Annotated in this window: 16 protein-coding genes; 7 read left to right on the top strand and 9 right to left on the bottom strand. The window is 44.0% G+C overall.

Annotated features, from left to right (window positions below; genetic code table 11):
• Positions 1-43 precede the first annotated feature (43 nt).
• The 6 genes from AACT19_RS07995 to rpsB all read right to left on the bottom strand — a co-directional run bounded on the left by AACT19_RS07995 (position 44) and on the right by rpsB (position 5,015).
• A complete protein-coding gene (locus AACT19_RS07995; RefSeq protein ID WP_017084153.1) occupies positions 44-886 on the bottom strand; it encodes a phosphatidate cytidylyltransferase in 843 nt (280 codons plus the stop codon).
• Between the two features lie 15 nt (positions 887-901).
• On the bottom strand, positions 902-1,654 hold the full coding sequence (locus AACT19_RS07990; protein ID WP_004734348.1) for an isoprenyl transferase: 753 nt from the start codon (positions 1,652-1,654) through the stop codon (positions 902-904).
• 98 nt (positions 1,655-1,752) lie between these two features.
• Positions 1,753-2,310, bottom strand: a complete 558-nt coding sequence (gene frr, locus AACT19_RS07985; protein WP_004734349.1) for a ribosome recycling factor — start codon at positions 2,308-2,310, stop codon at positions 1,753-1,755.
• Positions 2,311-2,408: 98 nt separating this feature from the next.
• Complete coding sequence (pyrH, locus tag AACT19_RS07980) at positions 2,409-3,140, bottom strand: UMP kinase (RefSeq protein WP_017072669.1); 732 nt, start codon at positions 3,138-3,140, stop codon at positions 2,409-2,411.
• Positions 3,141-3,296: 156 nt separating this feature from the next.
• Positions 3,297-4,142 (bottom strand): translation elongation factor Ts, encoded by an 846-nt coding sequence (tsf, locus tag AACT19_RS07975; RefSeq protein WP_017072670.1) that lies wholly within the window; start codon positions 4,140-4,142, stop codon positions 3,297-3,299.
• 138 nt (positions 4,143-4,280) lie between these two features.
• A complete protein-coding gene (rpsB, locus tag AACT19_RS07970) occupies positions 4,281-5,015 on the bottom strand; it encodes a 30S ribosomal protein S2 (RefSeq protein WP_004734351.1) in 735 nt (244 codons plus the stop codon).
• 458 nt (positions 5,016-5,473) lie between these two features.
• Between rpsB and map the strand changes: the two genes are divergently transcribed.
• The 3 genes from map to AACT19_RS07955 all read left to right on the top strand — a co-directional run bounded on the left by map (position 5,474) and on the right by AACT19_RS07955 (position 9,714).
• Positions 5,474-6,352, top strand: a complete 879-nt coding sequence (gene map, locus AACT19_RS07965) for a type I methionyl aminopeptidase (RefSeq protein WP_004734352.1) — start codon at positions 5,474-5,476, stop codon at positions 6,350-6,352.
• 138 nt (positions 6,353-6,490) lie between these two features.
• Positions 6,491-9,112, top strand: a complete 2,622-nt coding sequence (gene glnD / locus AACT19_RS07960; RefSeq protein ID WP_017084157.1) for a bifunctional uridylyltransferase/uridylyl-removing protein GlnD — start codon at positions 6,491-6,493, stop codon at positions 9,110-9,112.
• A gap of 218 nt (positions 9,113-9,330) precedes the next feature.
• Positions 9,331-9,714, top strand: coding sequence for a DUF3461 family protein (locus AACT19_RS07955; protein WP_004734354.1), 384 nt, complete (start codon positions 9,331-9,333; stop codon positions 9,712-9,714).
• A 125-nt stretch (positions 9,715-9,839) separates the two neighbouring features.
• Here AACT19_RS07955 and truC read toward each other — a convergent pair whose 3' ends face one another.
• Both truC and AACT19_RS07945 read right to left on the bottom strand, forming a co-directional pair.
• A complete protein-coding gene (gene truC / locus AACT19_RS07950) occupies positions 9,840-10,589 on the bottom strand; it encodes a tRNA pseudouridine(65) synthase TruC (RefSeq protein WP_076645950.1) in 750 nt (249 codons plus the stop codon).
• Positions 10,589-10,903: a YqcC family protein gene (locus tag AACT19_RS07945; protein ID WP_004734356.1), complete on the bottom strand. Its 315-nt coding sequence runs from the start codon at positions 10,901-10,903 to the stop codon at positions 10,589-10,591. The genes truC and AACT19_RS07945 overlap by 1 nt, the downstream gene beginning before the upstream one ends.
• An 87-nt stretch (positions 10,904-10,990) precedes the next feature.
• Between AACT19_RS07945 and AACT19_RS07940 the strand changes: the two genes are divergently transcribed.
• Both AACT19_RS07940 and AACT19_RS07935 read left to right on the top strand, forming a co-directional pair.
• Positions 10,991-12,031: a DUF3549 family protein gene (locus tag AACT19_RS07940; protein ID WP_017079398.1), complete on the top strand. Its 1,041-nt coding sequence runs from the start codon at positions 10,991-10,993 to the stop codon at positions 12,029-12,031.
• Positions 12,032-12,129: 98 nt separating this feature from the next.
• Positions 12,130-12,438, top strand: coding sequence for a DUF3301 domain-containing protein (locus AACT19_RS07935; RefSeq protein ID WP_004734358.1), 309 nt, complete (start codon positions 12,130-12,132; stop codon positions 12,436-12,438).
• On the opposite strand, the gene AACT19_RS07930 is transcribed toward AACT19_RS07935, so the two are convergent.
• Positions 12,404-12,922, bottom strand: coding sequence for a GNAT family N-acetyltransferase (locus tag AACT19_RS07930; protein WP_004734359.1), 519 nt, complete (start codon positions 12,920-12,922; stop codon positions 12,404-12,406). The two genes, AACT19_RS07935 and AACT19_RS07930, sit on opposite strands and share 35 nt — an antisense overlap.
• Positions 12,923-13,679: 757 nt before the next feature.
• On the opposite strand from AACT19_RS07930, the gene AACT19_RS07925 reads away from it, so the two are divergent.
• Both AACT19_RS07925 and AACT19_RS07920 read left to right on the top strand, forming a co-directional pair.
• Complete coding sequence (locus AACT19_RS07925) at positions 13,680-13,964, top strand: hypothetical protein (RefSeq protein WP_017079397.1); 285 nt, start codon at positions 13,680-13,682, stop codon at positions 13,962-13,964.
• 105 nt (positions 13,965-14,069) lie between these two features.
• Complete coding sequence (locus tag AACT19_RS07920; protein WP_004734361.1) at positions 14,070-14,513, top strand: YaiI/YqxD family protein; 444 nt, start codon at positions 14,070-14,072, stop codon at positions 14,511-14,513.
• Positions 14,514-14,597: the final 84 nt, after the last annotated feature.

Raw genomic sequence — 14,597 nt, 5'->3', positions numbered from 1 at the left:
ACCGTAGAAATGAAATAAAGGGCAGAATCACTGCCCTTTATTATTAGAATGCTAAATAAAGCAAAGCAAAGACAGGGAATGCAGCCGTTAAGCTATCTATTCTATCAAGTATACCACCATGACCAGGAATCAGATTACTGCTGTCTTTCACCCCTGAAACACGCTTAAACATGCTTTCAACAAGGTCACCAAGAACAGAGATAACGACAGTCACAAGGGTAATTACAATCATGTGAAGAGGACTTGTGAATTGGATATCAAATAAGTCAGCAAAAATCCAAGCTATGATCACTGCTGTAATAATGCCACCAATAAGACCTTCAATCGTCTTATTAGGGCTTACCGCTGGTGCCATTTTACGCTTACCAAAACTCTTTCCTGAAAAATAAGCACCGCTGTCAGCTGCCCAAACGAGCAAACAAACAAACATCACCAATTTTGCACCGTGGTAAGGATCAACATCAATACCGTTAGCGCGCAGAATAACCACACTCCAAAAAAATGGCAGCAGAGTCAGCACGCCAAATGCGTGACGAAGGAGAGAAGAATCTTTCCATGCGGGCATAGACTTAGGGTAAGTCACCGCCATACCACTCGCTATTACCCACCAAATAGAGCCAATCGTTAGAATGGTGTAGTGAGCGCTAGATAAATGATTAAGGCTAAATGCATCAAAAGGGATAAAAGCAAAACTTGCAGCACTGACTACAACCGTTGGAATCAGCGCTAAATAACGCGATTTGCTTTCAACAAACTGAGTCCACTCCCAAAAGCCCAATAGCGAGATTACTGCTAGTGAAAGAATAAACGTGGGAAGTGATAACTCGAAAATACCTAGAATAACTAGGGGAGCTAAAATCAACGCCGTAATAATTCGTTGTTTCAAACCAAAAAATCCTTATTAACTGTCCATCAGAGCTTTAATTTGCTCACCAGTGCATCCAAAACGACGCTCGCGGTTTACAAACCAAGTCACAGCTTCTACTAAGCTGTCTTCATTAAAGTCTGGCCAGAATTGTTCAGTGAAATACATTTCGGCGTAAGCCAATTGCCAAAGCATAAAGTTACTAATGCGGCACTCGCCACTGGTGCGGATAAGTAGGTCAACTTCAGGAATATCTGCCATAGTCAGGTGCTGTGTAATCATAGCTTCATCAATGTCATCTACATTAATATCGCCAGACTTTACCTGTTGAGCAATTGAGGTCATTGCCTGCTGGATATCCCACTTACCGCCATAATTAGCAGCAATATTAATAACCATACCCGTATTGGTACTAGTCAAAGCTTCTGCTTCTTCTATCTTCTTTTGGAGTCGATCATTGAAACGACTTTTATCACCAATAACACGCAATTGTAGATTATTTTTATGAAGTTTTTTTACTTCACTCGACAGCACTGAAATAAACAGTTCCATCAAGATACCGACTTCTTCTTCAGGACGACGCCAGTTTTCGCTACTAAACGCAAAAAGTGTTACGGCCTTAATGCCAAGTCTGGCAGATGAAGAGATGGTTTTACGAACGGCTCGAACACCGTTTTTATGACCAAAGACGCGAGGCTTGCCCTGAGCTTTTGCCCAGCGGCCATTACCATCCATAATGATAGCAATGTGTTTAGGAAGAGAGTCTGTGAACGCTTGAGAATTATGCATAAAAGAGTGAATCAAATTCTAATAGTCGAACAGAGTAGCATAAAAAAACGCTGAACCGTGAGTACAGCGTTTTTCCGGAAAGAAAAGAATATGGAAAATTAAACTTCCATCAACTCTTTTTCTTTAGTTGCTAGAACTTCATCTACGTTCTTAACCGCAATGTCAGTTAGCTTTTGAATTTCGTCTTGTGCTCTACGATCTTCATCTTCAGAGATTTCTTTGTCTTTCAGAAGTGCTTTTAGATCGCCATTCGCGTCGCGACGGATATTACGGATAGCAACACGGCCACCTTCAGCTTCACCACGAACGATTTTAACGAGGTCTTTACGACGCTCTTCCGTTAACGCTGGAAGTGGTACACGAATAACCGTGCCAGCAGACATAGGATTTAGGCCTAGGTCAGATGTCAGGATTGCTTTTTCAACTAAAGGAGTCAGTGTTTTATCAAACACTGTAATTGCTAGTGTACGTGCATCTTCTGCAATAACGTTAGCAACTTGAGCCAAAGGCGTTGGTGCACCGTAGTACTCTACAGTAAGACCAGACAGTAGGCTTGGGTGAGCACGGCCTGTACGAATCTTTTGCAGGCTATTTTTAAGTGCATCTACACTTTTATCCATACGCTCTTGAGCGTCTTTTTTGATTTCGTTAATCACAATTTCACCTTGATTATGTTCTTTCTTCAAGAAAGCTTTTTATTTGGAGTGATAAGGATAAGCTTACCAAAGCATAACACCTCAGTAAGCCCGAAAAATTAGTCAGCGTCGCTGATTAATGTACCTTCAGTTTCACCCATAACCACGCGACGTAATGCGCCTGGTTTATTCATGTTAAATACACGGATTGGCATTTTGTGATCACGTGCTAGCGTAAATGCAGCCAAATCCATCACTTTAAGTTCTTTTTCAAGAATAGTGTTGTAAGACAACGTATCATACAGCTCTGCGTCTGGGTTTGCTACTGGGTCAGCAGTAAATACGCCATCTACCTTTGTCGCTTTTAGAACTACGTCAGCTTCAATTTCGATACCACGTAGACACGCAGCAGAATCTGTAGTGAAGAATGGGTTACCAGTACCAGCAGAGAAGATCACAACACGACCTTGACGTAGTTGGCTGATTGCATCTGCCCAGTTGTAGTCGTCACATACACCTTTAAGAGGGATAGCTGACATTACACGTGCATTTACGTAAGCACGATGCAGGGCGTCACGCATTGCAAGGCCGTTCATTACCGTTGCTAGCATACCCATGTGGTCACCAACAACGCGGTTCATACCTGCTTCAGCAAGGCCTGCACCACGGAAAAGGTTACCGCCACCGATAACAACGCCTACTTGAACACCTAGTTCAACCAATTCTTTTACTTCTTGAGCCATACGATCAAGGACCGTCGCGTCAATACCAAAACCTTCTTCGCCTTGTAGTGCTTCGCCGCTAAGTTTTAACAGAATACGTTGATACGCCGGTTTAGGGTTCGTAGTCATGGAGTTTACCTTCCAAAGAGTTGATGATTAACAGTCATGGATAAAAACTGAAGAGCTCAGTTTGCATTCATAACAGCTAACAGCCGAAAAATAATTCACTATTCATAAAAAGACCGCAGCATTTGCCACGGTCTTTTTCAATCAATACACTAAGGATTAACCTTGTTGTACCGCTGCAACTTCGTCTGCGAAGCTCATTTCAGCCGCTTTCTCGATACCTTCACCAACTTCTAAACGAACGAAGGTAGTAACTGATGCGCCTTTCTCTTTAAGAATGTCAGCAACAGTTTTCTTAGGTTCCATGATGAAAGCTTGACCAGTAAGAGATACTTCGCCCGTGAATTTCTTCATACGGCCGATAACCATTTTCTCAGCGATCTCTTGTGGTTTGCCTTCGTTCATAGCGATTTCAACTTGAACAGCTTTTTCTTTTTCTACTACGTCAGCAGGTACGTCAGATGGGTTAACGTACTCAGGCTTAGAAGCAGCAACGTGCATAGCGATGTGCTTAAGCGTTTCAGCTTCGCCTTCACCAGCAACAACAACACCGATTTTCTCGCCGTGACGGTAAGAAGCAAGTGCAACACCTTCGATTAGCTCAACGCGACGGATGCTGATGTTTTCACCGATTTTAGTTACTAGCGCAATACGTGCGTCTTCAAACTTAGCTTGAAGTGCAACGATATCTAAACGCTCTGCTAGAGCAGCTTCAGCAACTTCGTTAGCGAATGCAAGGAAACCTGCATCTTTAGCTACGAAATCAGTTTGGCAGTTAACTTCAAGAAGAGCAGCAACGCCAGCGTCTTCTTTAATAACGATTGTGCCTTCTGCAGCAACGTTACCAGCTTTTTTAGCTGCTTTCGCTGCGCCAGATTTACGCATATTTTCAATTGCTAGCTCGATGTCGCCTTCAGCAGCAACAAGCGCTTTTTTACATTCCATCATGCCCGCAGCTGTGCGTTCACGAAGTTCTTTAACTAGAGCTGCAGTTACAGTTGCCATTCTCTATTCCTCAGTTAATTCTAAAAAAGATAAAAAACAGGGGCCTCATTAAATGGCCCCTGATATTGACTGTATTTAGCTTGCTTCAAATATCAATATGACACCTGAATATGAACTAAATATGGCTCAGAGCCGCTATTATTCAGCTTCTACGAAACCGTCTTTTTCAGCAGCAGCAGCGATAACAACGTCTTTGTTACGGCCTTCTTTAACCGCGTCAGCAGCAGCGTTAAGGTAAAGCTGTACTGCACGGATTGCATCGTCATTACCAGGAATGATGAAGTCAATGCCGTCTGGGTTAGAGTTAGTATCAACTACAGCGTAAACTGGGATACCTAGGTTGTTAGCTTCTTTAACTGCGATGTGTTCGTGATCAGCATCGATTACGAATAGAGCGTCAGGTAGGCCGCCCATGTTCTTGATACCACCAAGAGATTTCTCTAGCTTCTCCATTTCGCGAGTACGCATTAGAGCTTCTTTCTTAGTAAGCTTGTCGAAAGTACCGTCTTGAGCTTGCGCTTCAAGTTCTTTCAGACGCTTGATAGACTGACGAACAGTTTTGTAGTTCGTTAGCATACCGCCTAACCAGCGGTTGTTAACGTAGAACTGGTTGCTGTTGATAGCAGCTTCTTTAACAGCTTCAGATGCAGCACGCTTAGTACCAACAAAAAGAACTTTACCTTTCTTCTCGCCAACTTTAGCAATTTCAGCTAGAGCTTCGTTGAACATTGGTACAGTTTTTTCTAAGTTGATGATATGAACTTTGCTACGAGCACCAAAGATGAATGGCTTCATTTTTGGGTTCCAGTAACGAGTTTGGTGACCGAAGTGAACACCAGCTTTAAGCATATCGCGCATTGATACAGTTGCCATTTTAAAATCCTCTATGGGGTTAGGCCTCCACACTCCCCATGAATCCGACCCCTAACAACTAACCACTTTTCAGCCGTTATCTGTGTTGTTGAGGCACCCCGGAACATGTGTCGGAATGTGTGTGATTTAAAGAAATAAGTTAGTGGACACAAAGCTTGTTTCGCCAAATGGAGAAAACAGTCCTGATGTCCGGCGCGCTTTATACCATATTTTGTCTATCTATGGCTAGAAAAAAATCTAAAAATGGCGACTGCTATACTGATCTTTGACGCTGTATTTCTCTTATAAAGAGTATCAATAACACAAGAGACAAACTGTCTAAATTTGAACACTATTCAATCATGCTTAGTAATGTCCACCAGCATTATATGGGTATCAGAATGTTGCGCTAAAATACTGCACTGCTAGAATAGCCCCAATATGCACACTTAGGTGCTACCAAATTTAAGAGATATGCAATGGCTGTAAAAATTAAAACTGCTGAAGAAATTGAAAAAATGCGCGTTGCCGGCAAGCTGGCTTCAGAAATTCTAGAGATGATTGAACCTCACATCCAAGTGGGTACAACGACAGAAGAGCTAAACCAAATCTGTCATGAGTACGCTCTAGAAAGAGGCGCATACTCAGCACCACTTGATTACCACGGTTTCCCTAAGTCAATCTGTACTTCTATCAACCACATCGTGTGTCACGGTATTCCAGCATCACAAGATGAGACGGGTAGCACAGGTCAATTCAAACCTGCAGTACTAAAAGATGGCGACATTCTAAACGTTGATATCACTGTGATTGTTCCTGATGACGAAAATGCTGATCTAAGTGTTCGTCCACAAGGCTACCACGGTGACACATCTAAGATGTTCCTTGTGGGTGAAGTTTCTCCAGCAAACAAACGTCTGTGTATGGTTGCTCAAGAAGCACTTTACGAAGGCATGCGTCAGGTTAAACCAGGTGTTCAACTTGGCCAAATCGGTACTGCTATTGAGAAGTACATCAAAACAAACAACAAGAACAACCCACGCGCTAAATTCTCTATTGTAAAAGATTACTGTGGCCACGGTATTGGTTCTGAGTTCCACGAAGATCCACAAGTCGTTCACTACAAAAACAGTGACCGTACCGTACTGAAAGCAGGCATGTGTTTCACAATCGAGCCAATGATCAATGCGGGTAAGTTTGGCTGTCGTCTAGATGACGAAGATAGCTGGACAGTGTACACAGCAGACAGCAAGAACTCAGCTCAATGGGAACACACTCTAGTTGTAACGGATACTGGTTGTGAGGTACTAACACTACGCAGCGACGATACGATCCCACGTATCATGAAGAACGCTTAGTTCAACAAGCTGAATACCTCAGACTTTTAAAAATATCCTCGCCTGTCGAGGATATTTTTTTATCCGCTCAATTTCGATTTTCCATCAGCTTCTGTTAAATTGTTTACTATTCTCATTTGCTTGCACGGATAGCAGACTATGCCTTATCAATGTCCCCTTACGTTCAATGACGAACAAATTGAAATCTGCGAAATAAAAAATCAGCTCGAAATCTTCACGCAGTATCAAAAAAATGAATTTCTGAATCATCATCCAGTCACCGATTTGGTGCTGCTTCGTTCCGAATACATGGATTTGCTTCTCAATCGTTTATGGGAGCATTTTGGATTCAACAAACTGCCTCATATTTCACTTGTTGCGGTGGGAGGCTATGGCCGTGGTGAACTACACCCTTTGTCCGATATTGATATCCTCATCGTCTCGCAAAAAACACTGCCACCCGCACTGGGTGAAAAAGTCAGTCAATTCATTACCCTACTCTGGGATTTGAAACTCGAAGTTGGCCACGCGGTGCGTACCATTGCAGAATGTCTTGAGATCGGCACCGATGATTTAACCGTTGCCACTAACCTGCAAGAGTCACGCTTACTGTGTGGCAGCGAAGACACATTTCAAGAACTTAAGCTAAAGATTCATTCCGATTCATTTTGGCCAAGTGAGACCTTTTACAAGGCTAAGATTCAAGAACAGAGAGAGCGTCATGCTCGCTACCACGACACCACCTATAATTTAGAACCGGACATCAAATCGACTCCGGGAGGGCTCAGAGACATCCACACCCTGAGCTGGGTTGCGCGTCGACATTTTGGTGCAACGTCTTTATTGGAGATGAGCAAATACGGCTTTCTAACCGATGCTGAGTATCGTGAGTTGGTCGAGTGCCAAGATTTCTTGTGGCGTGTTCGCTTTGCACTGCACATTGAACTGCGCCGTTACGACAACCGTCTCACGTTTGCCCATCAAGCTCAGGTAGCGGAACACCTAGGTTACAGTGGTGAAGGCAACCGTGGCGTCGAGATGATGATGAAAGAGTTCTATCGAACACTTCGCCGCGTAGCTGAGCTCAATAAGATGCTGCTTAAGTTGTTCGATCAAGCGATCATCAATGGCGGTCAAACACAAGAAGCCGAGATTCTCGACAACGACTTCCAACGTCGAGGTTCATTGATCGAAGCGCGTAAGCCGGCCTTATTCCAAGCGAGACCAGAAACGATTCTCGATATGTTTATCCATATCGCGAATGACTCTTCTATCGAAGGGGTAAGCCCACCAACATTGCGACAACTGCGAACCGCACGTCGCCGATTGAATCGCTTCTTGCATACCATTCCTGAAGCTCGTGACAAGTTCATGGATTTGGTTCGCCACCCAAATGCACTGCACAAAGCCTTTAGTTTGATGCATAAATTGGGCGTGCTATCGGCCTATTTGCCACAGTGGAGCCAAATTGTTGGTCAAATGCAGTTTGATCTTTTTCACGTTTACACCGTAGATGAACACAGTATTCGCCTACTCAAACACATCAACCGCTTTGGCCAAATCGAGAACCACGATAAGCACCCTATCTGTTGTGAAGTGTATCCACGAGTTCAAAAGAAAGAGCTGTTGATTCTGGCGGCTATCTTCCACGACATAGGTAAAGGCCGCGGCGGAGACCACTCAGAAATTGGCGCTGTTGAAGCTTACTCTTTCTGTATTGAGCACGGGCTATCAAAGCCAGAAGCCAAACAAGTCGCGTGGCTAGTACAAAACCACCTGTTAATGTCAGTGACCGCTCAACGCCGTGATATCTACGATCCGGACGTAATCACAGAGTTCGCCAAGAAAGTACGCGACGAAGAGTCGTTAGAACTGCTGGTGTGCCTAACGGTAGCCGATATCTGTGCAACCAACCCAGAACTATGGAACAGCTGGAAACGTACCCTACTCGCAGAACTGTTCCACTCTACGCAGCGCGCACTGCGCCGCGGCTTAGAAAACCCAGTTGATGTCAGAGACCGTATTCGTCATAACCAGCAAATGGCATCTGCACTGCTGCGTAAAGAAGGCTTCACGGCTCGTGAGATTGAGGTGTTGTGGCAGCGTTTCAAAGCTGACTATTTCTTGCGTCATACACACACTCAAATCGCATGGCACTGTGAACACTTACTTCGCTTAGAAGATCCGAGTCAACCTTTAGTGCTTATCAGCCAAAAAGCGACACGTGGCGGCACAGAGGTATTCGTTTACTGTAAAGACCAAGCGGCACTTTTTGCGACCGTGGTTGCCGAGCTCGACAGACGCAACTTTAACGTTCACGACGCACAAGTCATGGTCAGTAAAGATGGCCACGTTTTGGATACCTTTATCGTACTGGATCAGCACGGCGAAGCGATTGATGAAGCAAGACACAAAGCCGTCGCTAAGCATCTAACTCATGTTCTGGCTGATGGCCGCCCAACTAAGATTAAGACTCGTCGTACGCCACGTAACTTGCAGCATTTCAAGGTAAAAACCTTAGTTGAGTTCCTACCAACCAAGAGTAAGAAACGCACCTTGATGGAGTTAAGAGCTCTTGATACGCCAGGGTTGTTGGCTCAAGTCGGTGCAACCTTTGCAGAATTAGACATCAACTTGCACGGTGCGAAAATCACCACGATAGGTGAGAGAGCTGAAGATTTGTTTATTCTGACCAGTGACGCGGGAGGCAGACTGTCTGAAGAACAGGAACAAGCGCTAAGAGAAAGGTTAACTGAGCATGTTTCAGAACTCGCACCTTAGAAAGCTAATTTAGTGCTAGAAGTAAGTTATTACTAGGAAACAAGTTTAGCTCTAGGAACAGCTTTAATAGCCAAATAAGTGTGGGCAAAGATAGAGAGCGATCTTGCCCACAACTTACAATCAATTCACAGATATCAACTATCTAGCTCGTCGTTAGGCTGCTACATTGATCAAGTCAATTACATAAAAGTATTACATTCATAACCTAGAGGTCGCTTATGTATCCAAACCTCACTGGCTTAGGTATCCACGAACCTAAACAGATTGAACGTTACTCCCTTCGCCAAGAAGCTCATAAAGATATCCTGAAGATTTACTTTCGTAAGCAGAAAGGTGAACTGTTCGCGAAAAGTGTTAAGTTTAAGTACCCACGACAAGTAAAAAGTGTGCTTGTTAGCGGCGGCAATAATCAATACAAAGAAGTGACAGAGATTAACCGCAACCTCACTCTTGTGATTGATGAACTCAACAAGATCACCAAACCTACGCCAACCGCTGAGGTCGATGTGAAGCAGAAGATCCTTACCGACTTACGCCACTTAGAGAAGGTTGTATCAAGTAAGATCGCAGAGATCGAAGCCGATCTAGAAAAACTGAAATGATCCCGCGATGAGCGACTAACTAACATTAGTTTTACCGCTAAGATTGCATAGACACAAAAAGGGCTGATATCACTATCAGCCCTTTATTTTTATTCTATTTTCTATGTTTACTAGACGCCTGGTCTTTACTTAGACGACCGTACTTCAGCATTCACCAAGCTGGTATCCCACTCAAAGGTTTCAAACAACCTTAGCCACGTTTCATCTAGGCTGGCCTTCATTAGTAATTCTTTCTTTGTAAAAGGATGAATGAAACGCAACTCAGAAGCGTGCAACAACAAACGGTGCGAATCTAAATCATCGCGGAACAGTCGGTTGTGCTTACCATCACCATGTGAAGTATCGCCAACGATTGGATGTCTTAGATGAGCCATGTGACGACGCAGCTGATGTTTACGTCCTGTCTTAGGCATCACCTCAACTAAGCAATAACGACTAGTAGGAAAACGGCCTGTTGAATACGGCACTTCGACTTTCGCTAACGGCTCGTAAACGGTGACAGCTTCTTGTGGTTCTTTATCTTCTTTTGCAAACTTGTCTGCGATCTTATCCAACTCGACCTTGAGTGCATAATCGAGCGTGTCGCCCTCTTCTATCCAACCACGAACAATCGCATGATAGGTTTTTTGCATCTCATGGTTAGCGAACATCGGCATCACCTGTGAAGCAACCTCGCTCGACAACGCAAACACCAACACACCAGATGTCGGTCTGTCTAAGCGATGCAATGGAAATACATGCTGACCAATTTGATCTCGCAGTGTCTGCATAACAAATTGAGTCTCGTGTTTATCGAGCCATGAGCGGTGTACTAGCATGCCGGCTGGCTTATTCACCGCGACAAAGTACTCATCTTGATAAATGATCTCTAACATTACGCACATACCTCATCAATACTCTGAATCGTCACTAGCAGTTCAGCTTTTTCTGCCTCATTTTTCCATACTTCACCAAAATAAGGATGAATCGCAAAGCCTCTCGGTAGGCTCATTTGGGCATCCATCATTGCGTTGATCTTTACGATAAAGATCCACTGCAACCACTCTTCTGGCTGTAGTGAGTCAATCGCAAAAGGCTCAACGCTCGCCAGAGCTTCATCCGAAGGTGAAACATCGCTCCATAGGGAACATTGGCGCATTTGTTGTTCTAATTGTTGAAGTAAAAGAGGTAACTTTGTGGCTGCTGTCATTTTTCACCAAGTTATTTATCTAGTGACCTTGAAATTGGGGCATAGAGTACCATCTATTTAGGAAAGAAAGTTAGGAGCTTTATTACTATGGAAACGATTCACACGCTCACTCAGTTGCTAAAGAATAGCGGTTGCCAATACGATATCTACGACCTAGGTCGCCGTATCCAGAAGATCGACAACACCCTATTCTCTGATGTTGAGCAGGGGAAACAGCCATACCCGTTTCCACTTCAGAAACAAGCTCACTTAGCCATTAGCTACTGGAACGAACACAAACAGCCATGGATTTGGTTTCTAAAATTCAAGCTAGACGAAAGAGGCCTACTGCATCAAGGCGATGTGGGTAATTTTCTTAAGTTTGTTATCGAAGCGATGGGCACGCGTTTAAACGGTGACATCAGCGAAGAGCAACAGCAAAAGCTGTCAAACAACCCTTATACCTTCAAGCCTTCTGAAGACAAAATGGCTGTATTTCATAGCCAAGTAAGAGCAGGTTTAGACCTTGCGACGAGCCAATATTACGAGCACGCTCAGCATTACTTCACAGGTGAGCTTGGTTGGGATAACTGGAAAACGGTTGGACTACAAGGCATCACCGATATGTGCGCGCGTTTAGGCAGCCAACAAAACGGTGTCTCTATTCGCAAAGCCATCAATAAGCTGCCATCAGAACCGCTATACGCGACGTTAGGCGCGCTTGAGCACACACAAATCAATGACAAACTCGCGCAACGCTTACAAGAGCTTGCAGAGAATGAGATCGCTAGTAAAGAGCCTGATTTGTTCTTACTTTCAGCCTTGGTTCGTGCCCTTTCCGGTGCAGAACAAGGGATCGCGAATAACATCATTAACCAAGTTCTGGCTAGCCCACGCTTGAGCCACCAAGAAGTGTTGATTGGTTTAGCGGGTCGCAGCTGGCATGCGCTACAAGACCCCGCGATAGCTGAGCAATTCTTGCTACGTCTCGCACAAACGGGCAATCAAAACCTGTTCAATCAGTTATTTGCAGATTTAGTGATGATTCCGACACTAAGAATGGTATTTTTACCCTTGTTGAATTCGAACCCATCACCTGAGCTCGCCAACGCATTGATTGAGTTACAACAAGCGGCTAAGTCTCAATAACGGACTGACGACTAACCCAAGAACTGGTTTGCTCTATAGCTCGTTGAAATACGCTGTAATGACAATTGGAATAGAGATAAAAAGGAAGTATGGATTAAATGATAGATAACTTATTGGCTATTTTGATGCTGTGCTTCTTTTGCTTTTTCTTTTGGCAGCAGCGCAGGCAATCAGAGCTTGCGAAAACTGCCATTGCGAGAAAATGTAAAGAGCTCGACTTGCAACTACTAAGCGTTGCCTTCAGTGGTCATAAATTTAAGATGCGCCATGAGCTAACCACCATTTGGCGCTGGCACACTGTGTACCAATTTGAGTTTTCAGCATTGGGTGATGATCTGTACCAAGGAAAACTGACTATGGTCGGCTTCCGCTCTATGCGGTTTGAGCTACAGCCTCATAGAATGTAACGTCGCAAAACTCGGTATAACGATATTCATGATAAGGGCCAAACTGATCTTGTTTGGTCTCTTTAAATGCAAAGCCTAACTTTTCGAGTAACTTAATCGATGGGTTATGACCGACATTAACGGTCGCAACAACATTCGTTAGGTGCTCTTCAAAACACACCAAACTGAAGAAAGGTTTTAGCACTTCGCTAGCAAGACCTTGATTCCAAAACTCCTTGTCTAGAATAAATCCCAGTTCATGCTTCCCTTCCTCAGACGAAACAAACAAATGTCCAAGGTATTCACGGGTTTGGTTATGGATAATGGCACGACAAAACCCAACGTTGTCGTTCAATATTTCTTGAAATAGGTGTTTTGCAGAGGCAATCGAATGCGGCCCGTTCATTTCAGCACGATTAATGGGGCAGCAATTCAACTTGATAAAGTCGTGTTGTAGCTGTTCGGTATAAGGTACCAACAGCGTTCTTGAGGTTGCTATCGTCATAAAACACTCCTTGTGTTGACCATTAGCAGAAAAGCAGATGTCGCGCGCTTAGGTAAAAGCTCCTGAATTAAAAAGAGCCTCCTAGATAGAGAAAAGCCTCAGGAAAAGAAAAGCCCCGACACCGAAGTGTCAGGGCTAGGGTCTTACTCGCAGCAGTCCGGCTACTAATAAATGCTCCATGCATCATCCATAATAGTGGCTGTTATCCTTCAGCTCTTTCCTTTACTTCGCCGTCCTAGCGGTGTCCAATCATCCTGAAAGCTAACAATCCTAGTTAGCGCACATCACTTGTTCCGTGAGCGGTGTCCTTTACATCGTCCTGATGCTAAAATCCTAAAGGTGTCCATTGTCATTCCGTTGCAGCTAACTTCCTGTTAACTGGCTGTATCCCTACAATGTCCTTACGCTCCATGCTTGACTACTCAATCCTAAGTAACCAAATCTTCATCCTGAAGATAACCAAATCCTTGGTGCTTTCCTGTTCCGTGTCAGAATCCTTCCGACAAGGTTTAATTTACGCGATTTAGGATTTTGGACAATAGATTTGCATCACACTTTCAATTCAATAAAGTTGTTAATTATATAAAACAATTAAAATTCAAAAGCTTAACCATATGCACTTAAATCTCTCTAGTGATGTATTCGTGTTATCTCACAGCCTTTGTAAGAGATCTCTCACAAGCTATGGGCGGTTTTATGATTCGCTATCATTCACCGGAGCGAGTAAAATGACCAAAGACTAAAAATGGAGGTCAACATGCTGACAAAAGATGTGTCTGAAGAGTTGAAATCAGTGCTTGAAGGACTGCAAGCACAAGGGAAAGAGCCGACAGTTGCTTTAGTTAAAGCTCGTATGAGCACATCCGTTCCGATGCCCGCTTTAATCACGACTATCAAAAGCTGGAAAAGCGCCAATCGCGTCCCTAAAGTGGAAGTCGCGACACAAGAAGAGCCGACACTTGATCGTGTTAGCCAACTTGAAAAGCAAATCCTTGAACTTACCGCTCGCGTTGCCACGCTTGAAGCCAAATTAACAGAGTAATAAGTTAACTGAACAATAAGTTAACTGGCCAATAAGCTAACTGGTCAGTAAGGCAACTGAGCAATAAGTTGACCGATAAATAAGCTAACAGAGAAATAGAACACTATGAAGATATGGGTTGATGCGGACGCTTGTCCCAAGGTTATCCGTGAAACAATCGTACGCGCAGCTGAACGCACAGGGGTCGAATGTACCTTTGTCGCGAACCATTTGGTTCCCGTTCCCAAGCGTAATAACATTCACTCAATTCAAGTACCAAGCGGATTTGATATTGCTGATGATGAAATCGTAAAACGCACTGAACCCGGCGATCTGGTGATTACCTCTGACATTCCTCTGGCGGATGAAGTGATCACCAAAGGTGCGCTTGCTTTAAGTTCTCGCGGCGAGCTTTACACCAAAGAAACCATCAAAGCGCGTCTCAATATTCGAGACTTTATGGATACTATGCGTTCAAGTGGCATCCAAACTGGCGGACCAAGCACCCTTTCTCAAACCGACCGTCGTGAGTTCGCAAACCACCTCGATCGCCTGTTAGCAAAACGCTAACCACAGCCTTTCTAATGACGACAACTTTAGAAGTCGTCATTTAGCCGCTATAGCCCCGATGAAATTTTAATCGACATACTCCGT

Source organism: Vibrio sp. 10N.222.47.A9 (assembly GCF_963872585.1).
Lineage (GTDB): Bacteria > Pseudomonadota > Gammaproteobacteria > Enterobacterales > Vibrionaceae > Vibrio > Vibrio splendidus.
This window is presented reverse-complemented; position numbering and strand designations above follow the sequence as displayed.

Excerpts from the sequence above, each read along its gene's own strand:
- glnD (WP_017084157.1), top strand. The coding sequence starts at position 6,491 with ATGCCTTATCAATGTCCCCTTACGTTCAATGACGAACAAATTGAAATC.
- AACT19_RS07935 (WP_004734358.1), top strand. The coding sequence starts at position 12,130 with ATGATAGATAACTTATTGGCTATTTTGATGCTGTGCTTCTTTTGCTTT.
- AACT19_RS07945 (WP_004734356.1), bottom strand. The coding sequence starts at position 10,903 with ATGACAGCAGCCACAAAGTTACCTCTTTTACTTCAACAATTAGAACAA.
- AACT19_RS07955 (WP_004734354.1), top strand. The coding sequence starts at position 9,331 with ATGTATCCAAACCTCACTGGCTTAGGTATCCACGAACCTAAACAGATT.
- AACT19_RS07930 (WP_004734359.1), bottom strand. The coding sequence starts at position 12,922 with ATGACGATAGCAACCTCAAGAACGCTGTTGGTACCTTATACCGAACAG.
- AACT19_RS07940 (WP_017079398.1), top strand. The coding sequence starts at position 10,991 with ATGGAAACGATTCACACGCTCACTCAGTTGCTAAAGAATAGCGGTTGC.
- AACT19_RS07920 (WP_004734361.1), top strand. The coding sequence starts at position 14,070 with ATGAAGATATGGGTTGATGCGGACGCTTGTCCCAAGGTTATCCGTGAA.
- AACT19_RS07990 (WP_004734348.1), bottom strand. The coding sequence starts at position 1,654 with ATGCATAATTCTCAAGCGTTCACAGACTCTCTTCCTAAACACATTGCT.
- rpsB (WP_004734351.1), bottom strand. The coding sequence starts at position 5,015 with ATGGCAACTGTATCAATGCGCGATATGCTTAAAGCTGGTGTTCACTTC.
- truC (WP_076645950.1), bottom strand. The coding sequence starts at position 10,589 with ATGTTAGAGATCATTTATCAAGATGAGTACTTTGTCGCGGTGAATAAG.
- pyrH (WP_017072669.1), bottom strand. The coding sequence starts at position 3,140 with ATGACTACGAACCCTAAACCGGCGTATCAACGTATTCTGTTAAAACTT.
- map (WP_004734352.1), top strand. The coding sequence starts at position 5,474 with ATGGCTGTAAAAATTAAAACTGCTGAAGAAATTGAAAAAATGCGCGTT.
- AACT19_RS07925 (WP_017079397.1), top strand. The coding sequence starts at position 13,680 with ATGCTGACAAAAGATGTGTCTGAAGAGTTGAAATCAGTGCTTGAAGGA.
- tsf (WP_017072670.1), bottom strand. The coding sequence starts at position 4,142 with ATGGCAACTGTAACTGCAGCTCTAGTTAAAGAACTTCGTGAACGCACA.